The organism is Kitasatospora sp. NPDC059327 (genome assembly GCF_042752535.1).
In the GTDB taxonomy this organism is placed as follows: Bacteria; Actinomycetota; Actinomycetes; order Streptomycetales; family Streptomycetaceae; genus Kitasatospora.
The window spans coordinates 21,186-46,706 of sequence record NZ_JBHYYB010000070.1; the positions used below are offsets into that span (position 1 = coordinate 21,186).

The following is a 25,521-nucleotide window of genomic DNA, read 5'->3' on the forward strand; positions in this document are numbered from 1 at the left end:
TCCGGGCGGAGCGGGGACCGGCCGCGGTGCGTCACCCCTTGGCGAGCAGGGCCTGGGCGTGCGCCCGGACCTGATCCTTCGTCAGATAGGCGTCGGTGTACTCGAAGTCGCGCAGCCGGGCGGGCTGGCGGGCCAGGAAGCCGGTCCGGACGAAGTCGTCGCCGGCGGTGGCGTTCAGCAGCCAGTTGGCGCCGACCCGGAACTTGGCGGCGTTGGTGCGCATCGCCATCAGGTGGTAGCCGCGGGCGACCACCTGGGCGGGTACGCCGCGGAGCTCGATGCCGACCGGCTTGGACACCGCGTCCTTGCCGCCGAGGTCCACCACCAGCCCCAGGTCCTTGTGGTAGTAGGGCTCCAGCGGCTGGTTGCGCAGTGCTGCGATCAGGTTGTTCGCCACCGCCCGGCCCTGGCGGGCGGAGTGCTGGGCGGTGGGCGGGCAGACCGCGCCGTCGCCCTTGGCGAGGTCCGGGACGGCGGCGGCGTCGCCGAGCGCGAACACGCTCTCGAACTGGGGCACCCGCATCTCGGCCGTGACCGCGATCCGGCCGCGGACCGTCTCGGCGTCCAGGGTGCCGATCAGCGGGCTGGCCGCGACACCGGCCGTCCAGATCAGCGTCCGGCAGGGGAGGGTCCGGCCGTCGGTGAACTTGACCGACTCGGCGCCGACCTCGGCCACCGAGACGCCCAGCGAGACCTCGATGCCGCGCTCGCGCAGCACCTCCAGCGCGGCGGTGCCGAGGGCGTCGCCGAGCTCCGGCATCAGCTTCGGGGCGATGTCGATCAGGTGCCACTTGATCTGCCGGGCGTCCAGCCGCGGGTAGCGGCGGGCGGCGGCGGTGGTCAGCCGTTGCAGGCAGGCGGCCGTCTCGGTGCCAGCGTAGCCGCCGCCGACCACCACGAACTGCAGCCGGGACTCGCGCTCCCGCTGGTCCAGGGTGGCCGAGGCGAGGTCGAGCTGGGCGATCACGTGGTCGCGGACGTAGGTCGCCTCGGCGAGCGTCTTCATGCCGCGCGCGTAGTCGGTCAGGCCCGGGATGTCGAAGGTGCGGGTCACGCTGCCGGGGGCGAGCACCAGGTAGTCGTACTTCTGCGCGACGACCTCGTCGGTGATCTTGCGGACCACGCAGACCTTGGAGCGCGGGTCGACGCCGATCGCGCCGCCCGGGACGATGTGGGTCCGGCGCAAGGTCCGGCGGAGCGAGACCGCGACCGACTGCGGGGTCAGCACCCCGGCCGCCACATGCGGGAGCAGCGGCAGATAGAGCTGGTAGCTGAACGGCGTGACCAGCGAGATCTCCGCCTCCGAGGGCGTGAGCTTGCGTTCGAGACGGCGAGCGCACTCCAGCCCGGCGAAGCCGCCGCCCACGATCAGGATCCGAGGTCGTTCCATCGTTCATCCCTTACCGTGCAGTTCGTACCGTCAAAGGTCCCCACTACTGTCCGCCACACTCGCACGGAGCAGCGGGGGGTGCCACCGGGGCGGCGCGGATGGCGCAGACGAGGGCGGCGGGTGCGGCACGCGGCGCCCGGTGCGCGCATATGCCCGATAGGCTGTCCGGCGTGCTCACCGAGGTGACGGCGGTCCGATACGTGACGCCACTGCGAGAAGGCGGCTCGATGCCGGGCCTGGTCGAGGCCGACGACCGGCGGCTGTACGCGCTGAAATGGGTCGGCGCCGCACAGGGCCGCAAGGCGCTGGTGGCGGAGGTGCTGGCCGGGGAGCTGGGCCGCCGGCTGGGGCTGCCGGTACCGGAGCTGGTCACCGTGGACCTGGACCCGGTGCTGGCCCGCAGCGAGCCGGACCCGCAGATCCAGGACCAGATGCGGGCCAGCGGCGGCCTCAACCTGGGGATGGCCTTCGTCGGCGGCGCGCTCAACTTCGACCCGCTCTGCTTCGAGGTGGACGCCGGGCTGGCCGGTCAGGTGCTCTGGTTCGACGCCCTGATCGGCAACGTCGACCGCTCCTGGCGCAACCCCAACCTGCTGGTGGCGACCGGTGGGCTGCGGCTGATCGACCACGGCGCCAGCCTGATCTTCCATCACCACTGGGCGGGTGCGGCCGGTTGGGCCCGCCGCCCGTACGACGCCTCCGACCACGCGCTGCTGCGGGCCGAGCCGGACCTGGCGGCCGCGGACAAGGCGCTCGCCCCGCTCGCCGAGGCGGCGGTGGAGGCGGCGGTGGCGCAGATCCCCGACGTCTGGCTGCTGGACGAGCCGGGCTTCGACTCGCCCGAGGCGGTGCGCGCCGCGTACCGCGCCCAGCTGACCGAGCGACTGGCCGGTCCGCGCGACTGGCTGCCGGAGGTGTCCGTATGACCGAGCCCGTGCCGTCGGCCCCGTCGGCCGTCGCCGAGCTGCACGACTACGAGTACGCGGTGATCCGGGCGGTGCCCAGGGTGGAACGCGGCGAGTGCGTCAACGTCGGGGTGCTGCTGTACTGCCGGCAGAGCGCGCACCTGGGTGCGCGGACCCATCTGGACCAGGCCCGGCTACTGGCGCTGGACCCGGTGGCGGACGTCGCCGGGGTGCGCCGGGCGCTTCACGGGATCGAGGCGGTGTGCGCGGGTGGTCCGGCGGCCGGTCCGGCGGCGGCGGACAACCCGGGACAGCGGTTCCGCTGGCTGACGGCGCCGCGCAGCGCGATCGTCCAGCCGGGGCCGGTGCACACCGGGCTGACCGGTGACCCGGAGGCCGAGCTGCGGCGGCTCTTCGACCAGCTGGTGCTCTGATCGACCGCTTCGGTGGTCGAGCGGTTGACCTACGGACTTTTGCCCTGGTCAAAGCTTGAGTTGGTGAAGCACTCGGTCGTACGCTGGCCCCATGGGTTCGACAGCGACGACGACCGTACCGACCAACGCCGAGTTGATGGAGGCGTTGGCCGCCGTCGGTGCCGCCTACTTCCAGGACTTCGCGGCGGCGGCGGCCCGGCACGGCCTCTCCTCCTCGCAGGCGAAGGCGCTCGGCGCGGTGCAGGAGCCGGTGCCGATGCGGGCGCTGGCCGGCCGGCTGGGCTGCGATGCCTCCAACGTGACCGGGATCGTCGACCGGCTGGAGTCGCTCGGCCTGGCGAACCGCGAGGCGGCGGCCGGTGACCGGCGGGTCAAGATCGTGGTGATCACCGCGCAGGGGCGCGAGATCCTCGGGCTGATCCGCGGCGAGATGAGCCGCACCCACCAGGCCTTCGAGGCGATGAGCGACGAGCAGCGGGTGTCGCTGCACTCGATCTGCGCGCAGGTGCTGCCGGTGCTCGCCGGCCGGGCGGTCGGCGGCGCGTAGGGCGTGGTCCGGCGCCGGTCGGCGGTCGGCGCGCGGGTGGTGCCGGTGTGCGGGTGGTAGCGGTGCGCGGTCGCGGGGCCGGGTGGCTCCGGCCGGGAGCGTCGGGCGGGCCGTCGGGCGATGGGGTCCGGGCTGCCGGGTGGGTGGGTCCGGGCCGTCGGGCGGTGGGGTCCGGTCCGCCGACGCTCGTGCTGACCTCGGCTGTTAGGCTTGCGAAGCGTGAGCGCGAAGCCCCAGATCCCCAATGTCCTGGCCTCCCGGTACGCCTCGGCGACCCTGGCCCAGCTGTGGTCCCCCGAGCACAAGGTGGTTCTCGAGCGCCATCTGTGGCTCGCCGTCCTGAAGGCCCAGCAGGACCTCGGCGTCGAGGTGCCCGCCGGTGCCGTCGCCGACTACGAGCGGGTGATCGACCAGGTCGACCTCGGCTCGATCGCCGCCCGCGAGCGGGTCACCCGGCACGACGTGAAGGCGCGGATCGAGGAGTTCAGCGACCTCGCCGGCCACGAGCAGATCCACAAGGGCATGACCTCCCGGGATCTGACCGAGAACGTCGAGCAGCTGCAGATCCGCCAGTCGCTGGAGCACGTCCGCGACCGTACGGTCGCCGTGCTGGTCCGCCTGGGCCGGCTCGCCGCCCAGCACTCCGAGCTGGTCATGGCCGGCCGGTCGCACAATGTCGCGGCGCAGGCCACCACGCTGGGCAAGCGCTTCGCGACCGTCGCGGACGAGCTGCTGGTCGCCTTCCGGCGGCTGGAGGAGCTGATCGCCCGCTACCCGCTGCGCGGGATCAAGGGCCCGGTCGGCACCGCCCAGGACATGCTGGACCTGCTCGGCGGCGACACCGAGAAGCTCGCCGAGCTGGAGCGCCGGGTGGCCGGCCACCTCGGCTTCGACAACGTGCTCGTCAGCGTCGGCCAGGTCTACCCGCGCTCGCTGGACTTCGAGGTGCTCACCGCCCTCGTCCAGCTCTCGGCCGCGCCGTCCAGCCTGGCCAAGACGATCCGCCTGATGGCCGGCCACGAGCTGGTCACCGAGGGGTTCAAGGAGGGCCAGGTCGGCTCCTCCGCGATGCCGCACAAGATGAACACCCGCTCCTGCGAGCGCGTCAACGGTCTGGCCGTCATCCTGCGCGGCTACGCCTCGATGACCGCCGAGCTGGGCGGCGACCAGTGGAACGAGGGCGACGTCTCCTGCTCGGTGGTCCGCCGGGTCGCGCTGCCGGACGCCTTCTTCGCCTTCGACGGCCTGCTGGAGACCTTCCTGACCGTCCTCGACGAGTTCGGCGCCTTCCCCGCCGTGATCGAGGCCGAGCTGGACCGCTACCTGCCGTTCCTGGCCACGACCAAGGTGCTGATGGGCGCGGTGCGCGCGGGCGTCGGCCGGGAGACCGGGCACGAGGTCATCAAGGAGCACGCCGTCGCCTCGGCGCTGGCGATGCGGGCCGGCGCGCGGGAGAACGCGCTGCTGGACCGGCTGGCCGCCGATGAGCGGATGCCGCTGGACCGGGCCGCGCTGGACGCGCTGCTCGCCGACCGGCTCTCCTTCACCGGCGCGGCCGGTGCCCAGGTCGCCGAGGTCGTCCGCCGGGTGGAGGCCGTCGCGGCCGCCTACCCGGAGGCCGCCAAGTACGCCCCGGATGACATTCTCTGACGACTCGTCAGGCCTGTGTGGGTCCCGTCGCCGATCCGGTGGCGGGGCCTTCGCCGTGGTCGGCGCCGACGTGCCCCGGATCGAGCGGCGGGCCGTTGGTGCCGCAGGTGTAGCGGCAGTCCGGCTCGGCGACCGGGTGGTCCTCGGGAGCCAGGACGTTGCCCCGGACCGTGGTGAAGGCCGTCAGTCCGCCGGCGGCCAGCAGTCCGGCGCAGATCATCATGGCGATCCGGAAGGCGGAGTCCACCGAGGCGGGCACCTGGTAGGCGTCGCCGCTGAGCCCGGCCAGCGCGGGCAGGGCGGCCACCGCGAGCAGACCGGCCGCGCGGGCGGCGGCGTTGTTGACGCCGCTGGCGATCCCGGCGTGCCGGACCTCCACCGCCGCCAGCACCGTCGCGGTCAGCGGTGCCACCAGCAGGACCATCCCGCAGCCCATCACGGTGACGGCCGGCAGCACGTCCGTCCAGTACGAGGCGTCCGCGCCGATCCGCAGCATGAGCAGCACGCCCGTCGCGCAGATCAGCGGCCCCACGGTGAGCGGCAGTCGCGGGCCGATCCGCTTGCCGAGCCGGCCGGCCCGGGCGGACAGCGCGAGCATCAGCACGGTGATCGGCACCAGGGCCAGCCCGGAGACCAGCGGGGAGAACCCGGAGACGATCTGCAACTGCACGACCAGCAGGAAGAACACGCCGCTGAAGGCCGCGTAGACGCAGAGGGTGACCAGGTTCACCGCGGTGAACAGCCGGGAGGAGAAGAGGCCGAGCGGCAGCATCGGCTCCGGGACGCGGCGCTCGACCACGACGAAGGCCGCGCCCAGCAGCACTCCCGCCGCGCCGGCCAGCCAGACCTCCGGCGAGAGCCCGCCGCCCGCGGCCGTCAGGGCGTAGGTGACCGAACCCAGGGCGAGCGCGGCCAGGGCCGCGCCGAGGGCGTCGAACCGGCCGGTCGCGCTCTCGTCCCGGCTCTCCGGGACGTGCCGGGAGGCCACCGCGATCACCAGGACGGCGAGCGGGACGTTCAGCAGGAAGATCCACCGCCAGCCGGGGCCGTCCACCAGCCAGCCGCCGAGGAACGGACCGATCGCCGCCGACACCCCGCCCAGACCGGACCAGAGGCCGACCGCCGCCGACCGGTCGTCAGGGTGGAACACGGCCTGGAGCATCGCCAGCGAGCCGGGGGTGAGCAGTGCCCCGCCGATGCCCTGCACCGCGCGGGCGGCGATCAGCACCTCGATGGTGGGCGCCGCGGCGCACGCCGCCGAGGCGGCGGCGAACCAGAGCACGCCGATCAGGAAGACCCGGCGCCGGCCGTAGCGGTCGCCGAGCGCGCCGCCGAGCAGGATGAGGCCGGCCAGGGTGAGCAGATAGGCGTTGAGCGTCCACTGCAGTGCGGCGAGCGGGGCGCCGAGGTCGGTGCCGATCCGGGGGAGGGCGACGTTCACCACGGTGCCGTCGAGCATCGCCATGCTGGAGCCGAGCACCGTCGCCAGCAGTACCCAGCGGCCCTGTGCGGTGCCCAGGCGCAGGGTGCCGGCCTCGGAGGTGGTCATCACCGCCCGATCGTGCGCCCCGGGAGGCGACGTGACAAGGCTCACCGGGGGTGTGTCGGCAGATGGCTTTCCGTAGGTGATCGCATGCGGACGGCCATCGAAATCGGCGGAGCGTCGCGGATCAGTGGCACGCGGTGAATCGATTGTGCACATACTGTGCAGCCGATCATTCGGAGTGTCACGAGCCGTCCGGCATTGGTTGCCGATTCAAGAGATCGACATTGCTTCACCCGGGTGGATGGGCTTTAGTTCAGCGACCGCCCGGCATTGGCCCGGGTGGCCACCGGGTGGAACGCCTAGTCCTGCCGCTGCCCGGTGGTACGAACCGAACTCTGTACGGCAGGAGCGGGGGACCCAAAGGTAAGTCGCCGGACCGGAATTCGCGGTCCGGCTTGGGGTGAAGCCGCGCTATGCGGCCGGGCAACTCCAGCCCGAACCCGACAGCTCACCTCGCAGGCGTCGGAGAGGACAGTTCCCCATGCCCGCACAGGCTCGTCGTATCGCCCTGCCCCGCGCCGCCCGCATCGGCATCGCCACCGCCGTGACCGGCGCCGCCTTCGCCCTTCCGCTGGTGACCACCATCAGTGCCCAGGCCCACACCGCCCCGGCCGCGAAGCCCGCGCAGACCAGCACCTGGACCGGCGCCACCAGCGTCGACGCCACGCCGGCCGCCGCTGCCCAGGCCGCGGCTCCGGCCGCCGAGGCCGCCAAGCCCGCCGCCGCTCCGGCCGAGGAGACCTACAAGGTCGCCGGTGGGGACACCCTGTCGAAGATCGCCGACGCCAAGCAGGTCGAGGGCGGCTGGCAGGCGCTGTACGACCACAACCGCTCGGTCGTCGGTGCCAACCCGAACCTCATCTTCCCGGGTCAGCAGCTCGCGCTCGGCGCCAAGGCCGCCGCGGCCCCGGCCGAGGCCGCCAAGCCCGCCGCCCCCGCCGCCCCCGCCGCGAAGCCGCAGGCCTCGCAGGACTCGGCGAAGCCGGTCGCGAAGCCCGCCGCCCCGAAGCCGGTTCAGGCCGCCAAGCCCGCGCCGGCCACGGCCACCAAGCCGGCCGCCCCCGCCGCGAAGCCGGCCGCGCCAGCCGCCACCCAGGCTCCGGCCGCCGTGGCCGCCACCTCCGGTTACGTCGCCCCCGTCGCCAACCCGAAGCTCGGCACCGCCTACGGCGTGGCCGGCTCGATGTGGTCCTCCGGTCACCACACCGGTGCCGACTTCGTCGCCTCCACCGGCACCCCGCTGCGCGCCATCGCGGCCGGCACCGTGGTCAAGGCCGGCAACGGCGGCGCCTACGGCAACGAGGTCGAGATCAAGCTCGCCGACGGCAAGTACGCCCAGTACGCGCACCTGTCCTCGATCGGCGTGAAGATCGGTCAGACCGTCACCGCCGGCCAGCAGATCGGCCTCTCGGGCGCGACCGGCAACGTGACCGGCCCGCACCTGCACTTCGAGATCCGCAGCGGCTCGGAGTACGGCTCGGACATCGACCCGATCGCCTACCTGCGGGCGCACGGCGTCTCCATCTGACCGGAAGTCGGACCACCGCTGGGTGCGGGGCGAACGACCTCCCGGGATGGTCATGTCGGGTGACCGCTCGACCGGGTGATCGCCGCACCACCAGTGGATCATGGGCGCGGGACACGCCCAGGCCGGCCCGGCTCACGAATTTCCTTCGTGGGCCGGGCCGGCCATTGCGCGTTTCCGCCCACGGATATCGGGTGCGGATTCTGATACCCGTTCACCCCCCCTGTCTCGGCGGGTTTTCGGGAGTCGGCCGCGCCGGCCCTACGGGCCTTTCCGGGGTTGTCGGTGGGTTGTTCGGGGCGGATGCCGGGCGGGTTCGGACGGAATGCGGTCGGGGACCGCCCGGAATGCGGTCGGCCCGTCCGGAGTCGGACGGGCCGTCGGCCTGCTGTCGTCGGGTGAGCTGTCCGGTGCCGCTTCGCCCGGTGTCCGGTGTCCGGTGCCGCTTCGCCCGGTGCCCGGCGTCCCGTCAGGACCGGTGGGCGGGCAGGTCGCCGTGCGCGGCGGTCAGCAGCTGGTGCACGCGGTGGCCGAACTCGTCCGCGTCACGGGCCGGTTCGGGGAAGACCAGGCGGACGTCCCGGTGGCCGTACGGGTGGTCCAGGCGGAGCACCAGGCCGTGCCGGTCGAGGGCGAGCGGGCGGACGTCGGGGTGTCCGGCGAGCAGCTCCGGGTCCAGCAGCCGGGTGAGCAGGTCGAGGGCGTCCGGGTGGTCGTCGGCGAGGTGGGTGAGCATCGCGGCCTCGAAGCGGGCGAGCGGGTCGGGCGCGGCGAGGGAGAGGTCGGCACCGGTGAGGGCGGAGGTGCCGTAGGGGGTGGAGAGGACGGCGTGCGCGACGTCCAGTCGCAGGTGGACGCTGAGGCCGTCGTCGGCGAGGTGCGCGAGGTGGAGGCGGCCGGCCAGGGTCAGGCGGCCGCGGACCCGGTCGCGGACGGCGACCGGGGCGATGTCGGTGAGGTCCAGGACCACGGCGAGGCCGTCCTGTTCGCGGGTGACGGCGAGCGTGAGCGGCGCGTCGAGCGGGGCGCGCAGGCGCAGTCGGGACCCGTGCACCGATACCGGGGTGTCCAGGTCGTGGTGCTCGCCGCAGGCACGGATCACCACCGAGGAGGTGGCGCTGAGCAGGCTGCAGACCCGTTCGGCGGCGGTGGGTTCGGGCGCCTCGACGTCGACGGGGCTGGGGCTCATGACGACCTCCGTTGGTTAGGTGAGCCTAACCTAATCACTTCGACGGGGGAGGGCAAGGTGCGGGGGGTGGGAGTGTCGCGCCGATGCCATTGCGAATGGAGATAGGGAGCGCTTGCAAGTATCGGGTCCAGGGTCGTATTGTCGACGCTGGTAGTTGCACACGCAATCATCTGTTCGCTCCGGAAAGCGGTCCCCTCATGCCCCTCGCGCTCCTGGCGCTGGCGATCAGCGCCTTCGGCATCGGCACCACCGAGTTCGTGATCATGGGCCTGCTGCCCGAGGTCGCCGGCGACTTCTCGGTGTCCATCCCCAGCGCCGGTCTGCTCATCTCCGGCTACGCACTCGGCGTCGTGATCGGCGGCCCGCTGCTCACCGTCCTCGGCACCCGGATCCCCCGCAAGGGGATGCTGCTGATGCTGATGGGCCTGTTCATCGCCGGCAACCTGGTCTCCGCCGTCGCGCCCGCCTTCGGTCTGCTGCTGGTCGGCCGGGTGCTCGCGGCCTTCGCGCACGGCGCCTTCTTCGGCATCGGCTCGGTGGTCGCCGCCGACCTGGTCGCCCCGCACAAGCGGGCCGGCGCCATCGCCCTGATGTTCACCGGGCTCACCGCCGCCAATGTGCTCGGCGTCCCGATGGGCACCCTGCTCGGCCAGCACTTCGGCTGGCGCTCCACCTTCTTCGTGGTCGCGGTGCTCGGCGCGATCGGCTTCGCCGGCATCGCCGCTCTGGTCCCCGTCCAGCCGAGGGTCGCCGACACCCGGCTCGGCCCGGAGCTGGCCGTCTTCCGCAAGCCGCAGATCTGGCTCGCGCTGAGCATGACGGTGCTCGGCTGGGGCGGCATCTTCGCGATGTTCACCTACATCACGCCGATGATGACCGAGATGGCGGGCTTCGCGCCCTCCAGCGTCACCTGGCTGCTCTTCCTCTTCGGCGTCGGCCTGTTCGCCGGCAACCTGCTCGGCGGCTGGTTCGCCGACCGCGCGCTGATGCGCAGCCTCTACGTGATCCTCGCCGCGCTGGCGGTGCTGCTCTTCGCCTTCACCGTCGCCTCGCACAGCAGGACCGGCGCGATCGTCGCCATCCCGCTGATCGGGGTGTTCGGCTTCGCGACCGTCGCGCCGCTGCAGAAGCGGGTGATGGACCAGGCCGCCGGCGCGCCCACGCTGGCCTCGGCCGCCAACATCGCGGCCTTCAACCTGGGCAACGCGCTCGCCGCCTGGCTCGGCGGACTGGTCATCTCGTCCGGCCTCGGCTACGACGCGCCGAACTGGGTGGGCGGGCTGATGGCCGCGCTCGCCCTGGGGATCGCGCTGCTCTCCGGTGCGCTGGAGCGGCGGGCCGGCGGTGCCGGCGGCCGGATCGTGGCGCGCGGTGGTACGGCCGTGGCGCACGGCAGTACGGCCGTCGAGGAGGCGGTCACCGCCGGGCGGTGACCGTGTGGCACGCGCAGGGGCCCGGACGAGCGTCCGGGCCCCTGCGCGTGGTGGCGCGGCTCAGCCGATCACGGCCTGCGCGTCGATCTCGACCAGCATCGGCTCCTGCGGCAGCTCGACGAAGATCGTGGTGCGGCAGGGCTTCACCCCGCCCGGCTTGACGTTCTCCTCGATGAACGCGGCGTAGACCTCGTTCATCAGCGGGAAGTCGGCCCGCTTGGTCAGGTAGACGCGGAACATCACCACGTCCTCGATGGTGGCGCCGCCGGCCTCCACGATCGCCTTCACGTTCTCCAGGGTCCGGCGGGTCTGCGCCTTCACGTCGCCGTGGTACAGGTACTCGCCGGTGGCCGGGTCCTGCGGGCCCTGGCCGGAGACCTGCAGGATGGGGCCCTTGCGGACGCCCTGGGAGAACATCCAGGCCGGGGCGGGGGCGCCGTCGGTGCGGATCTCGGTCTTGTCGCTCATGAGTTTCCTCGGTTGGTGGGGCGGGTCCGGGGGTGGGTCACGGGGTGGGGCAGGGCGGGGCGGGGTGGCGGGTCCGACGGGTCGGTCGGTTCGCGGTGGCAGGCGGTTCGGTGGGTCAGGCGGTCCGGGGGTCAGCCGGTCCGGGGGGTCTGTCCGCAGTCGGCGGAGACGGCGCGGGTGGTGGCGAGCAGTTGGGGCAGCAGTTCCAGGACCTGCTCGTAGGGGAGGACGACATCGGGGACGGAGATCGAGGCGGCGGCGACCACCCGTCCGCTGGCGTCCCGGATCGGCGCGGCCACGCAGTTGATGAAGGCCTCGTGCTCGGCGTGGTCCTGCGCCCAGCCCTGGGCCGCGACCTTGTCCAGCTCGGCGAGCAGCGCCTCGGGAGTGGTCAGCGTGCGGGCGGTGTGCGGGGTGAAGTCGATGCCGGCCACCACCCGGCGCCGCTCGGGCACCGGCAGGTCGGCGAGCAGCACCTTGGAGACGGCGGCACTGTGCAGGGCCGCCCGCAGGCCGATCCGCGAGTACATCCTGACCGGGTGCCGCGAGTCGTACTTGTCGATGTAGACGACCTCGCCGCCCTCGTACGCGGCCAGGTGCACGGTCTGGCCGGTGGCGGCGTTCAGCTCGGCCAGGTGCGGGGCGGCGATCCGGCGGACGCCGCGCTGCTCCAGGGCGAGGCCGGAGAGGGCGAAGAGACCGGCGCCGAGGTGATAGCGGTAGGTCTGGTCGCGGTAGACGAACCGTTCCTCTTCGAGGCTCTGGAGCAGCCGCAGCACCGTGGTCTTGTGCACGCCGAGCACCTCGGCGAGCTGGTCCAGGGAGCGCTCGCCCTCGCCGAGTTCGGCGAGGATGCGCAGGGCGCGGGTGACGGTCTGGCTCATCGTGCTCCAAGGGCCGGGGAGGCGGCCGGTCGGTGGTCGGGGGCCCCGCCCCCGGTCGCCGACCCCGCCGACGCGGACGGGACCGGCCCGGGCGGCACCGCCGCGGGCAGTACGGGGGACACGATGCCATCCGCCGAGACGCGGGTGGCGGCCCACTCCCCCGGGGAGGCGTTCAGCAGTGCGGCGACCACCGGTCCGGGCGGCAGCTCGGCCTGGTCCCCGTGGGCGGTGAGCGCGCAGGCGGCGCTGAGATGGCCGAGCCGCAGCCGGCGGCGCTGGTCCAGGCCGCGCAGGGTGGCCGCGAGGTAACCGGCGGCGAAGGCGTCGCCCGCTCCGGTGGCCTCGACCACCTCGACGGCGAGGGCCGGCTCGGTGACGGCCGCGCCGTCCCGCTCCAGCGCGGTGACGGTGCGGGCGGCGTCCTTGACCACCACGGTGGCGGGGGAGGGGAAGCGACGGCGCAGCGCCAGCGGGTCGCCGGTGCCGAAGGCGGCCTCGCCCTCGTCGGCGCCGAGCAGCAGCAGATCGGCCGCGTCCAGCAGCGGGGGAAGGACGGCCGGGTCGCGGTCGAGCCAGAGCGCGGGGCGCCAGTTCAGGTCGAAGCTGGTCAGCCGGCCGGGGCGGCGTTCGGCGAGCAGGGCGCGCAGCAGGGCCAGGCAGTCGTCCGACAGGGCCGCGGTGATCCCGGACAGGTGCAGCAGCCGGGCGCCGGCCAGCAGCCGCGCGGCGGCCGGGTCCTCCAGCAGGGCGGGGGAGAGCGCGGAGGCGGCGGACCCGCGCCGGTGGTAGTGCAGCCGGCTGCGCCCGGGCCCGAGGTCGTACCGGGCACCGCTGGAGCCGCCGACCTCCTTGAGGTAGAGGCCGGTCGGACGGTGCGGGTCGACGGCGACCGCCGAGACGTCCACCCCGCGCGCGGCGACCTCGCCGACCAGGCGGCGGCCGAAGCCGTCGTCGCCCACCCGGCTGATCCAGGCGCTCGACACGCCGAGCGCCGCCAGGGCGCCCGCCACGTTGGACTCCGCGCCGCCGACCGAGAGGTGGAAGTTCTCCACCGCCTCCAGCGGGCCCGGGCGGTCCGGCAGCAGGACCGCCATCGACTCGCCCACGCAGACCGCCGTCGGGGAGGCGGCCTCTCCGTCCCGGGCCGGCGCTTCCGGCGCGGGCGCCTGGGCCGCCCGTCCGCCGGGTGCGGCCTGTCCGCCGAGTGGCGCGTGTCCGCCCCGTGGCGCGTGTCCGCCCCGTGCCGCCGGGCGGTCCACCGTCGGGCTGTCGAGCGGCGGGGTGCCCGAGCTCACGGCGGCGTCCTGTCGGGGCATCTGGTGGGCTCCTCGTGTGCTGCGGGTGACCGTTTCCGTTGACCTTCGTCCGGCGCCGATGCTAGAACCGTGATGCCAGCATGTGCAACCCTCGTTGCACATGTTGCAACACGTAAGGAGAAGATGGTGGACCAGACCTTCGTAAGCAGCGGCACCGGGCCGGGCATCGACGCCGGCGCGGTGGCAGCCCTCGCCGACGAGGTGCTCGACTGGCGCTTCAAGGCGCTGCCGCCCGCCGCCTGGGGGTCGACCGTGCGCGACTACCTCGCCACCGGTCCCACCCTCGCCGGGTTCGGCACCCCGCTGCTCACCCTGGACGCCGCCGCGCTCGACCACAACGTGCGGACGATGGCCGACTGGTGCGCCAAGGCGGGCGTCGCCCTCGCCCCGCACGGCAAGACCACGATGGCGCCCGCGCTCTGGCAGACGCAGCTCGACGCCGGCAGCCACGGCATCACCCTGGCCAACCTGCCGCAGGTCCGGGTGGCGCGGGCGTTCGGCGTCCGGCGGATCCTGCTCGCCAACACCCTGCTCGACCCCGCCGGGCTCGGCTGGCTCGCCGCCGAGCTGGCCGCGGACCCCTCGTTCGCCTTCGTCTCCTGGGTGGACTCCACCGAGAGCGTCCGACTGATGGACGAGGCGCTGCGCGCGGCCGGAGCCGAGCGGCCGGTCGAGGTCCTGGTCGAACTCGGCGGCCCCGGCGGGCGCACCGGAGCGCGGGGCGTGGACGCGGCGGTCGAGGTCGCCGACGCGGTGCGGCGCGCGCCGACGCTGCGACTGGCGGGCATCGGCGGCTACGAGGGCGCGCTGGCCCACGACGCGACCGCCGACGGACTGGCCACCGTCCGCGGCTATCTGCGCGCGCTCGCCGAGCTGCACGGACGGTTGGCCGGCGCCTACGCCGACGGGGCGCGGCCGATGGTCACGGCCGGCGGCAGTGCCTACTTCGACCTGGTGGTCGAGGAGTTGGCCGCGCTGCCGGAGGCCGCCGTCGTGCTGCGCTCGGGCGCCTACATCGCCCACGACGACGGCTTCTACCGGGGGATCTCGCCCCTGGTCCGGGGCGCCGGCCCAGCCTCCTTCCGCGGCGCGCTGCACGGCTGGGCGCGGGTGGTCTCCCGGCCCGAGCCGCAGCTGGCGCTGCTCGACGCCGGCAAGCGCGACCTGCCCTTCGACGAGGGCCTGCCGGAACCGCAGCGCGTCCGGGGCGGAGCGGTGCTGACCGGAACGGCGGCCCGGATCACCGCGCTCAACGACCAGCACGCCTTCCTGCGCGACGCGGGCGACCTCGCGCCGATCGGCGCCGTGCTGCGGCTCGGGGTCTCCCACCCGTGCACCGCCTTCGACAAGTGGACGCTGATCCCGGTGCTGGACGACGCCTCCGCCGCCGAGCCGAAGGTCACCGGCCTGGTCAGGACCTATTTCTGATGGAACGTCATCTCATGGGCGGCGGCGACCTCGTGTTCAAGGGGGCCACCGTCGTCGACGGCACCGGGGCCGACCGGTACCGGGCCGATGTCCGGATCGGACAGGGGCGGATCACCGACATCGGGCACGGCCTCGGCGCCGCCCGTGAGGTGGACGCCGACGGCCTGGTGCTGGCCCCCGGCTTCATCGACATGCACGCCCACTCCGACCTCGCCCTGCTGCTCGAACCCGACCACCCCGCCAAGGTCACCCAGGGCGTCACCTGCGAAGTCCTCGGCCAGGACGGGCTCTCGTACGCACCGGTGGACGACCGCACGCTGGCGGCGCTGCGCCGGCAGATCGCCGGCTGGAACGGCGATCCGGAGGGCTTCGACTGGGACTGGCGCACCGTCGGCGGATACCTGGACCGGCTGGACCGGACCGGTCCGGCGGTCAACGCCTGCTACCTCGTCCCGCACGGCTCGCTGCGGATGCTCGCCATGGGCTGGGAGAACCGGGCGCCGAGCGCCGCCGAACTCGACCGGATGCGTGAACTGCTGGCCCAGGGGCTGGTCGAGGGCGCGGTCGGCCTCTCCAGCGGTCTGACCTACACGCCCGGGATGTACGCCGACACCGCCGAACTGGTCGCGCTCTGCCAGGTGGTCGCCCAGTACGGCGGCTACCACGCGCCGCACCAACGCTCCTACGGAGCGGGTGCGTTGGAGGGCTATGCCGAGATGGTGGAGATCGCCCGGCGCTCCGGCTGCCCGCTGCACCTCACCCACGCCACGATGAACTTCGGCGTCAACCAGGGGCGGGCCGGCGAACTGCTCGACCTCGTCGACCGGGCACTCGCCGACGGCATCGACCTCACCCTGGACAGCTACCCCTACCTGCCCGGTTCCACCACCCTGGCCGCCCTGCTGCCCGGATGGGCCACCGAGGGCGGCCCGCAGGCCACCCTGGCCCGGCTCGGCGACGCGGACGCGCGCGAGCGGATCCGGTACGAGGTGGAGGAGAAGGGCAGCGACGGCTGCCACGGGGTGGTCACCGACTGGGCGACCATCCAGCTCTCCGGCGTCCGTGACCCGGAGCTGGCGGGGGCGGTCGGCCGGACCGTCGCCGAACTCGCCGCCGAGCAGGGCCGCAGCGGGACGGAGGTCTTCCTGGACCTGCTGCGCCGGGACGAGTTGGCCACCACGATCCTCCAGCACGTCGGCCACGAGGAGAACGTCCGGGCGATCATGCGCCACCGCGCGCACACCGTCGGCAGCGACGGACTGCTGGTCGGGGCCCGGCCGCACCCCCGCGCCTGGGGGACGTTCCCCCGCTACCTCGGGCACTACAGCCGGGAGTTGGGGGTGCTGACCTTGGAGCAGACGATCGCCCGGATGACCGGCCGGCCGGCCGCCCGGCTGGGGCTGGACCGGCGCGGCCGGATCGCTCCCGGATTCCACGCCGACCTGGTGCTCTTCGACCCCGAACGCGTCCAGGACGGCGCCACCTTCGAGCGACCCCGGCGGCCCGCCGTCGGGATCGAGTACGTCTACGTCAACGGCACCGCCGTCGTCGCGCAGGGCCGTACCACGGGCGCCCGGCCCGGGCGCGCCCTGCGCCGAACCGATCGAGGAACCCGAGCGCTATGAACCCGAGCCCTGTGAATCCGAGCCCTGTGAACCCGAGCCCTGTGAATCCGAACCCTGTGAACCCCGGCTCTGTGAATCCGAGCCCTGTAGAACCGAGCCCTGTGAATCCGAGTGCCGTGAGTTCGAGTGCGGTGAACCCCTCGCCTCCGCTGCTCGCCCGCCTGCGGGCGGTGCTGGCCGCCTCGCCCGTCATCGCCGTCGTCCGCGCTCCCCGGATACCGGACGCCGTCGCGCTCTGCGCCGCGCTCGCCGAGGGCGGCATCAACCTGACCGAATTCACCTACACCACACCGGATGTGACGACCCATCTGCGGCACGCGGCGCGGGAGGGCTGGCGGGTCGGGGTCGGTACCGTGCTGACCGCGGCGCAGGCCGAGGAGGCAATCGCCGCCGGCGCCTCGTTCCTGGTCACCCCCGGGCTCCGGCCGGACGTGGCACGGGCCGCGCACGCCGCCCGGGTGCCGGTGGTGCTGGGCGCGCTCACCCCCACCGAGGTCGCCCAGGCCGTGGACCTCGGCGCCGCCGCCGTCAAGATCTTCCCGGCCAAGGCGTTCGGGCCCGGGTACTTCAAGGACCTGCGCGGACCCTACCCGGACGTCCCGCTGGTCGCCTCCGGGGGTGTCAACGCGGGCAACGCGGGGGAGTTCCTCGCGCAGGGCGCGCTCGCGGTGTGCGCGGGGACGGACGTGGTGGCGCCGGAGGTCGTCGCGGCCGGGGACTGGGCCGAGATCACCCGGCGCGCCAAGGTGTTCACCCAGGCCTGTGAGTCGGCGGGCCGGGGGCGGTAGGTCCGGGGCGGGTCGGCGGTCGGCGGTCGGCGGTCGGCGGTCGACGTCGGTAGGCGGTTTTCGGGGGCGGGGCCGGGAGTCGGGGTTCGGCGAGGGGGAAGTGCCGGACGGGGACTGTCGGGACGGCCGGGATTGGACGAGAATCGGTGGATCCGGACCCCGGCGCCCGGACCCCGGCACCCGGCAGGAGGCTCCACCCATGACCTCGACCCGCCCCGGCCCCGACTGGCTGGCCGACGCCGTCCTCTACCAGATCTATCCGCAGACCTTCGCCGACTCCGACGGCGACGGCATCGGCGACTTCGCGGGCGTCGCCGAGCGTCTCGACCACCTCGCCTGGCTCGGCGTCAACACGGTCTGGCTGAACCCCTGCTTCGACTCCCCTTTCCGCGACGCCGGGTACGACGTCAGTGACTACCTCGCGCCCGCGCCCCGTTACGGGACCACCGAGGACCTGGCCGCGCTGGTCGAGGCCGCGCGGCGCCGGGGCATCCGGATCCTGCTCGACCTGGTCGCCGGCCACACCTCCGACCGGCACCCCTGGTTCCTGGCCGCCGCCGAGGACCCTGGCGACCACCGCTACATCTGGTCGGACCGCCCGGTGGACGGCTTCGCCGCCTCGCCCGGCAGCCGCCCCGGCTGGTACCGGCCGAACTTCTTCGAATGCCAGCCAGCGCTCAACTTCGGCTATGCGCGCGGCCGTTCGGACCAGCCCTGGCGACAGGCGGTGGACGCCGACGGTCCGCGGGCCAACCGCGCCGCGCTGCGCGAGATCATGGCGCACTGGTTGGACCTCGGCCTGGCCGGCTTCCGCGTCGACATGGCCTCCTCGCTGGTCAAGGACGACCCCGGGTTCGTCGAGACCGCCAAGCTCTGGACCGGGCTGCGCGACTGGCTCGACCGCGCCCACCCGCGGGCCGCGCTGCTCGCCGAGTGGGGCGACCCGGCCACCGCCGTCGCGGCGGGCTTCCACGCCGACTTCTTCCTCCAGTTCGGCGGCGCCGACCACGGCCTGCCGCTGCGCTCGCTCTGGAACAACGGTGCCGGCACCGTCGAGGAGCACTGGAAGCAGGGCCCCTGCTATTTCGAGGCCGAGGGCCGCGGCACCCCGCAGGTCTTCCTCGACGCCTGGCGCGACGCCGCCGAACTCACCGAAGGCGCCGGGTACATCGCGCTTCCCACCGCGAACCACGACTTCTCCCGGCTCGCCACCGGCCCGCGCACCGCCGAGCAACTCGCCCCCGCCTTCGCCTTCCAGCTCACCTGGCCCACCCTGCCCGCGGTCTACTACGGCGACGAGATCGGAATGCGGTACCTGCCCGGACTGCCCGACGTCGAGGGCAGCGTGCTCGGCCCGCGGTACAACCGGGCCGGCTCGCGCACGCCGATGCAGTGGGAGCCCGGGGCGAACGCCGGCTTCTCCACCGCGCCCGCCGACCGGCTCTACCTGCCGGTCGACCCCGATCCGCACCGCCCGGACGTCGCCACCCAGCGGGCCGACCCGACCTCGCTGCTGCACACCGTCCGGCGCCTGATCGCGCTCCGGCGCTCGCACCCGGGGCTCGGCGCGGGCGGCACGGTCGAGGTTCGCAGTGCCGGGTACCCGTTGGTGTACACCCGGGCGGGGCGGTACCTGGTGGTGGTCAATCCGCGCCGGGAGCCGGGTGCGGTGCCGCTCGGGTCGGCGCTGCCGGACGGGGTGAGCGGCGCGGCCGGCGTCGGCGGCCGGGGCGGGGTGCGGCCGCTGGACGTGCAGGGGGTGCGGGTGGTCGACGGCGAGCTGCGGGCGGACGGGTTCTCGTACGGGGTGTTCGAGCTGGGGTGAGGCGGTGAGGGTGGGCCGGTGGGGGTGAGCCTGCTGGGGTGGGGCCTGCTGGGGTGGGGCCGGTCGGGGTGAGCCGCGCCGGGTGAGGTCCCGGCTCGTCCCGCGCGGGCCCGGTCCCGCCTGTGCGGGCCCGGTTCCGCCCATGCCGAAAGTAGTTGCATACTGCATCCAGATGGTTGCATTTACCATCCTTTATCGGATGCGGTACCGAAGGACGAAACGAACGCCATGAGCTCACCCCGGACCACCGCCGCAGCGCCCGCCCTGGGGCACTCGCTCAAGCACCTCGCCGTTCACCTCCTCACCCCGTTGCTGATGTGCCTGGGCATGGCGCTCGCCTACCAGGGCGCGTTCCACCAGCCCGAGCCGCACCATCTGAAGGTCGCCGTCGTCGGTACCTCCGCGCAGGCCCAGGGGCTCGCGGACGCCGTCCGGGCGAAGGCCGGTCCGGCGCTCGACGTCAGCACCCTGCCCAGCCGGGAGGCCGCCGAGCAGCAACTGCGCGAGCGCCGGCTGGTCGGCGCGTTCCTGCCGGACGCCCGGAGCCCCGAACTCCTCGTCGCCAAGGGCGGGTCCGACACCTCGGCGATGGCGGCGGAGGCGGTCTTCCAGAACGTCACCGACCGGCAGGGCGTGTCGCTGGCCGTCACCGACCTGACCACGCCCAGCAAGGGTGATCCGACCGGTCAGGGCCTGTTCTTCCTGCTCGTCGCGCTCAGCATCGGCTCCTACGCGAGCGTCGCCGTGATCGGCGTGGCGGGCGCCGCGCTCGCCCTGTGGATCCGGGCCCTGGTCGGCCTCGCCGTCTCGCTGGCGGTGAGCGTGATCGGCATCGTCACCGCCGGACCGGTCTTCCATGTCGTTGACCACGATCTGGCGGCCGTCTGGGCCCTCGGCTGGCTGTACTCGGCGGGTGTCGTCGCGATCGGCATCGGCCTGCACAGCTTTCTGAAGCGCTGGACCACGCTGACCATGATGGTGCTGTTCGTGATGCTGAACTTCACCACCTCGGGCGGCATCTACCGGCCCGAGCTGCAGAACGGTTTCTTCGGCGGCCTGCACGGGTTCTGGACCGGCGCCGGCTTCATGGAGGGTGCCCGCAGCGTCCTGTACTTCGACGGTGGCGCCGGCCTCGGCGGGCACGTGCTGACCCTGGCGCTCTGGCTGCTGCTGGGCGGCGCGGTGATGGCCGGCGCGGCCGGGTACGAGAAGCGCGCGCGGGTGCTGGGCGACCGGAAGGCCGCGGCGGCCGAGGAGGAGTCGGCGGAGGAGTTGGAGGAGGCGGTCGCGGTCTGACCGTGACCGTCGGAAGGCTTCACCCGCCGCCACGGGCATCGGCGGCGGGTGGGGATCGGCGGCCCGCGCCCGGCCCCGGACAGGCCGGACGCGGGCCGGTTGCCTGCGCGCGCCGCGCGGGCCGGCCGTTCGCGCGGGCCCGTCAGTCGGCTGCGGGGGAGCCGGCGAGCGCGTCGCCGGACGGCGCGTCGCCGCGCAGGTGCGGTCGGGCCGCCACCAGGTAGAGCCCGCCGGCGGCGAGCACGACCACTGCCGTGAGCAGCACCAGGTAGTTGTCGTACCAGGCGGCCTCCGGGGTGCGGCCCCAGCAGATGGTGACGATGGCCGCGACCCCGTACACCAGCGCGCCGATCGTCACCGGCAGGCCCCAACGGCCCAGCCGGTACTGGCCGTCGGGCCGCCAGCCGCGCAGCCGGGCACGCAGCGCGGCGAGCACCACCATCTGGAAGGCCAGGTAGATGCCGATGCTGGAGAAGGAGATGATCTTCGTCAGGGCGCCGCCGGAGAGCGCCGAGGCGGACACGATGATCACGCCCGGCAACGCGGCGGCCAGCAGCAGCGCGTACGGCGGCACGCGCAGCCGGTCGGAGACGGTGGCGAGGAGCCGGCTGCCGACGATCATCCGGTCCCGGGCGAAGGCGTACGTCAGACGACTGGCCGCGGCCTGCAGGCTCAGCACGCAGGACAGGAAGGACAGCAGCACCACGCCGATCACCACCCGGGCGCCGGTGGCGCCGAAGGCGTCGTGGAGCACCACTGTCACCGGATCGGTCTCGGCGCCGGAGACCACCGCGCCGATGTCGGGGACCGCCGTCACCAGGGCCAGGCTGACCCCGATCGCGGCACTGCCGCCGACGTAGATCGTCCGCCGCATCGCCCGGGGGATCTGCCGGCCCGGGTCCCGGACCTCCTCGGCCACGTCGCCGCAGGCCTCGAACCCGAAGTAGAGGAAGACCGCGATCAGCCCGGCGGCCAGGAAGGCATCGGTGTACGAGCCGCCCTCGGCCGCGCCGAACCGGTCGAGGACCACGCCGAGCCCGTGGTGGCGGTGGGTGATCAACAGCCAGCCGCCGACCGCGAGCGCCCCGAGCAGTTCGGCCGTGAAGCCGAACACCGCCGCCGCCGAGAGCACCTTGGTCCCGCCGAGGTTGACCACCGTGGCGAGCAGCAGCAGGCCGAGCGCGCACCACACGGTCGTCGCGGTACTCGGCTCGACGCCCAACAGCGCGGCCACGTAGGGACCGGCGCCGTAGGAGACGGCCGCGATGGTGGACATCAGCGCCGCCAGGTACACCCAGCCGGTCATCCAGCCCCACTTGCGCCCCCAGAGCCGGCGCGACCACGGGTAGACGCCGCCCGCGACCGGGTACTGGGCGACCACCTCGCCGAACACCAGGGCGACGAGCAACTGGCCCACCCCGGCGATCAGGAAGCTCCAGATCATCGGCGGGCCGGCCGTCGCGAGGGAGGCGGCGAAGAGTGTGTAGACGCCGACGACCGGGGAGAGATAGGTGAATCCGAGGGAGAAGTTGGCCCACGGGCTCATGTCGCGCCTGAACTCGGAGGTGTAGCCGAGCGAAGCCAGCCGCTGAGCGTCGGCGTCCGGCGGCAGGGGAGGAGCGGACCGGCCGTCGTGGGCGGCGGCACGTGCGCTGGCATCGGTCATGACCGGCTCCTGGGATCGTGACATGTCGTGAGGTGTCGTGAGGTGTCGTGACGTGACGCTCGGGGAGGGGGTGCGGGAAACCTACGAGATTGAGTGTTCATCGGCAAGAGTGCCCGGCCGGCCACGTCCACCCCGTCGGGCCACGCGCCAGGACGGCGCTCGGGGAGGTTCGCCGTGACGACCATCGAGAGTGCGACACCGCTGCTCACCACCGTCCTCGCGCCGCTCACCGACCTCGGGCGGGCCGATGCCGTCGCCCGCCGGATCACCGAGGTGATCGCCCTCGGACTGGTGACGGACGGTCAGCAGCTGCCCAGCGAGAACGATCTCGCCGAGCGGCTCGGAGTCGCCAACGGCACCCTCCGCGAGGCCCTCGCCCTGCTCCGCGACACCGGGCTGATCGAGACCCGGCGCGGGCGCCGGGGCGGCAGCTTCGTCCGCACCCCGGCCGAGGAGCCCGTCGCCCGCCAACTGGCCCGGCTGCGCGCACTCGGGACCGTCGAGCTGCGGGACCTGGGCGACGAGGAACTCGCCGTCTCCGGTACCGCCGCCCGGCTGGCCGCCGAACGCGCCGCGCCCGCCGACCTCGCCGCCCGCCTCACCCATCTGGTCGCCCTGCTGCGGGAGGCCGCGACCCCGGCCGAACGGCGGCGCGCCGACACCCGCTTCCACCTCGAACTCGCCGTCGCCGCCCAGTCGTCACGCCTAACCCGGCTGGCCGTCCGGCTACAGGCGGAGCTCGCTCCGGTGCTCTGGCTGCCTGCCCCCTACGCCCCCGACCGGGAGCGGCTCGTCGAGGAGCACCGGGAGATCCTGGTCGCGGTGGTCGCCGGGGACGGACCGGGAGCCCGCGCGGCGGCCGAGGCGCACACCGTCGCCTGCGTGCGCCACCTCGTCCGCGGCCGCCTGCGGCTCGGTGACGACTGAGCCCGGGCGGTGGGCCGCCGACCGTCGCGGGCTTGACCTCCGAAAGGAGAGGTATCGCGCGGCCGGTCGCTCGCCCCCTCGCGGGGCAGGGGATCAGGCGCGACGAGGAGGGCTGTCGAAGCAGCAGTCGCCGCAGACACCCGCGCCCGGGCCGACCCGGTAGTAGAGGCAGCAACTGGTCCGCCGGAAACCGGCGGTGCGCAGCGCCCCGGTACCGGCCAGCGGTGGCCGGCGGAGCAGCTCCGCGACGAGGGCGCGGGCCCGACCGGGGGCCGCGTGGGGCTCGACCATGCGCAGGGCCCCCGCCAGCGCCGAGGCGGCATTGCCGTCGAGCAGCCTGCCGGCGAGCGGCACGGCGGCCCGGACGGCGGCCGCGAGCGGCGCCAACTGGCCCTGGACGAGCACCTGGTGGAGTCGGTCGGCCGGGTGCTCGTGCGGCTCGTGCGGCTCGTACGCCTCGGTCGGCTCGTGCGGCTCGTACGGCGTCCAGAGCTCGATCGGGCCTTGCTCGGGGACGCGCACCCGGGCCCGGTCGGGATCCAGCGTCGGCACGGTGCCCAGCAGGACGGCGGAGCCGAGGCCCACCGAGCAGAACCGGGCGGCCAGCCCGAGGTGCAGGATCGACGCCGCCACCCGGAGTTCGGCGGTGCCGAGCCGCCGGGCCACCACCCGGACCCGCTCCGCCAGCGGCGCGTCCGGCCCCTGCGCGTACAGCTCGCGCAGCGGCCGGAACCCGGCCGGCGGAGCCTCGCCGGGTGAGGCGGCGGCGTCCAGGGCGAAATACGGCCCGACGGCGGCGAGCCGGCCGTAGTCGGGCACGGCGCCGGTCATCGGCCGGCCACCCGGTGGACCTGCGGGCAGCCGGAGGGCGGGCGGTCGTCGGTCATCGGGGTTCCTCGGGGGCGCGGTCCCGGCGGGACGGTGACGGTGCCGGTGGTGGCAGCGATGAACGCTACCGCGCCGAGCGGTCACGGCCACGGCCGGGCGGTGGCTCTTGATGACCCACGTCGCTCACGGTTCCGAGTTCGGCCGAAGACCTGCTGACGGCCCCAGGTCATGGCCTGCCTTCAGCTCGGCCACTCCACCGTCTACGACCTGCGCCGCACCCGGCACCTCCCTTCCCTCACCCTCGGCGGCTCCCGCCGCATCCCCACCCGCGCCCTCAACGACTTCATCCGCACCCGACTGGAACAGGACGCCGCCTGATGACCATGCCCCGCGACGCCCCCGCCTCCCGCCGCGTCCGCGCCAACGGCACCGTCTACCAGCGCAAAGATGGCCGCTGGGAAGCCGCCGGATACGTCCTCGCCCCTGGCGGCAGCCGCAAGCGAGTCCGCGTCTACGGCACCACCCGCAAAGTAGCCCTCGCCAAGCTCACCGAGAAGATCGCCACCAGCAACCGCGGCGTCCCCGTGGTCTCCGCCCAAGGGAGTCTGGCCGCCTATCTCACGTACTGGCTGGACAACGTCGCCGTCCACCAGCTCCGCGAGACCACCCACACCCGCTACACCGCCTGCACCAACCAGTACCTCATCCCCGGCCTCGGCAAGAAGAAGCTCGCCAAGCTCACCGCCAAGGACATCCGCACCTGGCTGAACGGCCTGCGGACCGTCTGCCAGTGCTGCGCTCGTGGCATCGACGCCCGTCGCAGGCCAGACGCGCAGGCCGACCGCCGGCCGCGCTGCTGCGCCATCGGCAAGTGCTGCCGCAAGCACCTCTCACCGCTGACGCTCGCCTACATCCATTCCGTACTCAAGTCGGCCCTGGAACACGCCGTGCGTGAGGAAGAGATCCCGCGCAACGTCGCCCGCAACGTCCGCACCGGGACGCCCCGGCCGCGCCGCTTCAACCCGCTCACTGCCGACGAGGCCCGCACCTTCCTCGCCGTCGCACAGGGCCACCGCCTGCACGCCCTGTTCGAACTCGCCCTCCGCACCGGACTCCGCAAGGGAGAACTCCTCGGCCTGCGCTGGGAAGACCTCGACCTGGACGCCAGCACCGCCACCATCCGCCGCACCCTCCAGCGCACCAACAGCAGCGGCCTGACCACCCTGCCAACCAAGACCATCAGCTCCGAACGCCGCATCGCCCTCCCGGCCGCCTGCGTCGCCTCACTGCGCGCCCACCGCGCCCAGCAGGCCCAGGAGAAGCAGAGCGCGGGCGCGAACTGGACGGACAGCAAGTACGTATTCACCCGGCCCGACGGGCACCTCATCGAACCCGCCACCCTCACCCGCCACTTCAACGCGCTCCTCCGCCGCGCCCACCTCCGGGCGATCCGGTTCCACGACCTGAGGCACTCGACCGCCACCCTCCTCCTGGAGCAAGGCGTCGAACTCGTCGTCATCAAGGAACTTCTCGGCCACGCCCACATCGGCGTGACCGCCACTGTCTAAGCTCATGTTCGCCTCCGCCTCCAGCGCGACGCCATCAACCTCCTCGGCCGCGCCCTTGGCACCTCCTCGGGGGCCGCTACCAACCCCGATGATGGCAACGACCCACCACTTTGCGGAGCCCCCGTCCGCTGACGTTGCCTCAACTACTGCCGTCAAGACCGCGAGAAGCCCCGCCGGAGTGGCGGTTTCTAGAACGCTGATGAAGATCTTGGTGTGATCGGGGCTGCCGCCGTCAGGCGGCAGCCCCGATCTGCCAGGTGGTGCCGTTGTGGGCGAGTCCGAG

21 protein-coding genes, 1 pseudogene and 1 riboswitch are annotated in these 25,521 nt (G+C 73.6%); of the genes and pseudogenes, 14 read left to right on the plus strand and 8 right to left on the minus strand.

Annotation, left to right across the window (positions count from 1 at the left end; genetic code table 11):
• Positions 1 to 31: 31 nt before the first annotated feature.
• Positions 32 to 1,390 (minus strand): NAD(P)/FAD-dependent oxidoreductase, encoded by a 1,359-nt coding sequence (locus ACFXHB_RS31930; RefSeq protein WP_380578170.1) that lies wholly within the window; start codon positions 1,388 to 1,390, stop codon positions 32 to 34.
• A 170-nt stretch (positions 1,391 to 1,560) separates the two neighbouring features.
• Between ACFXHB_RS31930 and ACFXHB_RS31935 the strand changes: the two genes are divergently transcribed.
• From ACFXHB_RS31935 to purB, 4 genes are all read left to right on the plus strand, one after another.
• Positions 1,561 to 2,316: a HipA family kinase gene (locus tag ACFXHB_RS31935; protein ID WP_380578191.1), complete on the plus strand. Its 756-nt coding sequence runs from the start codon at positions 1,561 to 1,563 to the stop codon at positions 2,314 to 2,316.
• Positions 2,313 to 2,729, plus strand: coding sequence for a DUF3037 domain-containing protein (locus ACFXHB_RS31940; RefSeq protein WP_380578171.1), 417 nt, complete (start codon positions 2,313 to 2,315; stop codon positions 2,727 to 2,729). Before ACFXHB_RS31935 ends, ACFXHB_RS31940 begins: the two co-directional genes overlap by 4 nt.
• 91 nt (positions 2,730 to 2,820) lie before the next feature.
• Complete coding sequence (locus tag ACFXHB_RS31945) at positions 2,821 to 3,276, plus strand: MarR family winged helix-turn-helix transcriptional regulator (RefSeq protein ID WP_380578172.1); 456 nt, start codon at positions 2,821 to 2,823, stop codon at positions 3,274 to 3,276.
• Between the two features lie 219 nt (positions 3,277 to 3,495).
• Positions 3,496 to 4,926 (plus strand): adenylosuccinate lyase, encoded by a 1,431-nt coding sequence (purB, locus tag ACFXHB_RS31950; protein ID WP_380578173.1) that lies wholly within the window; start codon positions 3,496 to 3,498, stop codon positions 4,924 to 4,926.
• A gap of 7 nt (positions 4,927 to 4,933) precedes the next feature.
• Here the strand turns inward: purB and ACFXHB_RS31955 are convergent, their stop codons facing one another.
• A complete protein-coding gene (locus ACFXHB_RS31955; protein ID WP_380578174.1) occupies positions 4,934 to 6,475 on the minus strand; it encodes an MFS transporter in 1,542 nt (513 codons plus the stop codon).
• Between the two features lie 313 nt (positions 6,476 to 6,788).
• Positions 6,789 to 6,949: riboswitch (cyclic di-AMP (ydaO/yuaA leader) on the plus strand.
• A gap of 4 nt (positions 6,950 to 6,953) precedes the next feature.
• Between ACFXHB_RS31955 and ACFXHB_RS31960 the strand changes: the two genes are divergently transcribed.
• On the plus strand, positions 6,954 to 8,000 hold the full coding sequence (locus ACFXHB_RS31960; RefSeq protein ID WP_380578175.1) for a peptidoglycan DD-metalloendopeptidase family protein: 1,047 nt from the start codon (positions 6,954 to 6,956) through the stop codon (positions 7,998 to 8,000).
• A gap of 466 nt (positions 8,001 to 8,466) precedes the next feature.
• Here the strand turns inward: ACFXHB_RS31960 and ACFXHB_RS31965 are convergent, their stop codons facing one another.
• A complete protein-coding gene (locus ACFXHB_RS31965) occupies positions 8,467 to 9,186 on the minus strand; it encodes a DUF2470 domain-containing protein (RefSeq protein WP_380578176.1) in 720 nt (239 codons plus the stop codon).
• A 197-nt stretch (positions 9,187 to 9,383) separates the two neighbouring features.
• On the opposite strand from ACFXHB_RS31965, the gene ACFXHB_RS31970 reads away from it, so the two are divergent.
• Positions 9,384 to 10,619: an MFS transporter gene (locus tag ACFXHB_RS31970; RefSeq protein WP_380578177.1), complete on the plus strand. Its 1,236-nt coding sequence runs from the start codon at positions 9,384 to 9,386 to the stop codon at positions 10,617 to 10,619.
• A gap of 60 nt (positions 10,620 to 10,679) precedes the next feature.
• Here the strand turns inward: ACFXHB_RS31970 and ACFXHB_RS31975 are convergent, their stop codons facing one another.
• The 3 genes from ACFXHB_RS31975 to ACFXHB_RS31985 all read right to left on the minus strand — a co-directional run bounded on the left by ACFXHB_RS31975 (position 10,680) and on the right by ACFXHB_RS31985 (position 13,287).
• The gene (locus ACFXHB_RS31975; protein WP_380578178.1) at positions 10,680 to 11,087 is read right to left on the minus strand and encodes a RidA family protein; all 408 of its coding nucleotides are present in this window, start codon (positions 11,085 to 11,087) and stop codon (positions 10,680 to 10,682) included.
• Between the two features lie 131 nt (positions 11,088 to 11,218).
• Positions 11,219 to 11,971 (minus strand): IclR family transcriptional regulator, encoded by a 753-nt coding sequence (locus tag ACFXHB_RS31980; RefSeq protein ID WP_380578179.1) that lies wholly within the window; start codon positions 11,969 to 11,971, stop codon positions 11,219 to 11,221.
• Positions 11,968 to 13,287, minus strand: coding sequence for a sugar kinase (locus ACFXHB_RS31985; protein WP_380578180.1), 1,320 nt, complete (start codon positions 13,285 to 13,287; stop codon positions 11,968 to 11,970). The genes ACFXHB_RS31980 and ACFXHB_RS31985 overlap by 4 nt, the downstream gene beginning before the upstream one ends.
• Positions 13,288 to 13,410: 123 nt before the next feature.
• Between ACFXHB_RS31985 and ACFXHB_RS31990 the strand changes: the two genes are divergently transcribed.
• The 5 genes from ACFXHB_RS31990 to ACFXHB_RS32010 all read left to right on the plus strand — a co-directional run bounded on the left by ACFXHB_RS31990 (position 13,411) and on the right by ACFXHB_RS32010 (position 20,249).
• Complete coding sequence (locus tag ACFXHB_RS31990; protein ID WP_380578181.1) at positions 13,411 to 14,715, plus strand: alanine racemase; 1,305 nt, start codon at positions 13,411 to 13,413, stop codon at positions 14,713 to 14,715.
• Positions 14,715 to 16,340, plus strand: coding sequence for an amidohydrolase family protein (locus ACFXHB_RS31995; RefSeq protein ID WP_380578182.1), 1,626 nt, complete (start codon positions 14,715 to 14,717; stop codon positions 16,338 to 16,340). Before ACFXHB_RS31990 ends, ACFXHB_RS31995 begins: the two co-directional genes overlap by 1 nt.
• Positions 16,341 to 16,471: 131 nt before the next feature.
• A complete protein-coding gene (locus ACFXHB_RS32000; RefSeq protein WP_380578183.1) occupies positions 16,472 to 17,128 on the plus strand; it encodes a bifunctional 4-hydroxy-2-oxoglutarate aldolase/2-dehydro-3-deoxy-phosphogluconate aldolase in 657 nt (218 codons plus the stop codon).
• Between the two features lie 199 nt (positions 17,129 to 17,327).
• The gene (locus tag ACFXHB_RS32005; protein WP_380578184.1) at positions 17,328 to 18,953 is read left to right on the plus strand and encodes an alpha-amylase family glycosyl hydrolase; all 1,626 of its coding nucleotides are present in this window, start codon (positions 17,328 to 17,330) and stop codon (positions 18,951 to 18,953) included.
• Positions 18,954 to 19,181: 228 nt separating this feature from the next.
• Positions 19,182 to 20,249, plus strand: coding sequence for a hypothetical protein (locus ACFXHB_RS32010; protein WP_380578185.1), 1,068 nt, complete (start codon positions 19,182 to 19,184; stop codon positions 20,247 to 20,249).
• Between the two features lie 142 nt (positions 20,250 to 20,391).
• On the opposite strand, the gene ACFXHB_RS32015 is transcribed toward ACFXHB_RS32010, so the two are convergent.
• On the minus strand, positions 20,392 to 21,915 hold the full coding sequence (locus ACFXHB_RS32015) for an APC family permease (RefSeq protein WP_380578186.1): 1,524 nt from the start codon (positions 21,913 to 21,915) through the stop codon (positions 20,392 to 20,394).
• Positions 21,916 to 22,089: 174 nt separating this feature from the next.
• Here ACFXHB_RS32015 and ACFXHB_RS32020 point away from each other — a divergent pair, with 174 nt between their 5' ends.
• Entirely contained in the window at positions 22,090 to 22,842 is a 753-nt protein-coding gene (locus tag ACFXHB_RS32020; RefSeq protein ID WP_380578187.1) for a FadR/GntR family transcriptional regulator, read from the plus strand.
• A 93-nt stretch (positions 22,843 to 22,935) separates the two neighbouring features.
• On the opposite strand, the gene ACFXHB_RS32025 is transcribed toward ACFXHB_RS32020, so the two are convergent.
• Positions 22,936 to 23,673 (minus strand): (2Fe-2S)-binding protein, encoded by a 738-nt coding sequence (locus ACFXHB_RS32025; protein WP_380578188.1) that lies wholly within the window; start codon positions 23,671 to 23,673, stop codon positions 22,936 to 22,938.
• 225 nt (positions 23,674 to 23,898) lie between these two features.
• On the opposite strand from ACFXHB_RS32025, the gene ACFXHB_RS32030 reads away from it, so the two are divergent.
• Both ACFXHB_RS32030 and ACFXHB_RS32035 read left to right on the plus strand, forming a co-directional pair.
• Positions 23,899 to 24,048, plus strand: coding sequence for a helix-turn-helix domain-containing protein (locus ACFXHB_RS32030; protein ID WP_380578189.1), 150 nt, complete (start codon positions 23,899 to 23,901; stop codon positions 24,046 to 24,048).
• Positions 24,048 to 25,370, plus strand: a pseudogene (locus ACFXHB_RS32035) (tyrosine-type recombinase/integrase). Before ACFXHB_RS32030 ends, ACFXHB_RS32035 begins: the two are co-directional and overlap by 1 nt.
• The last annotated feature ends 151 nt before the right edge of the window (positions 25,371 to 25,521 follow it).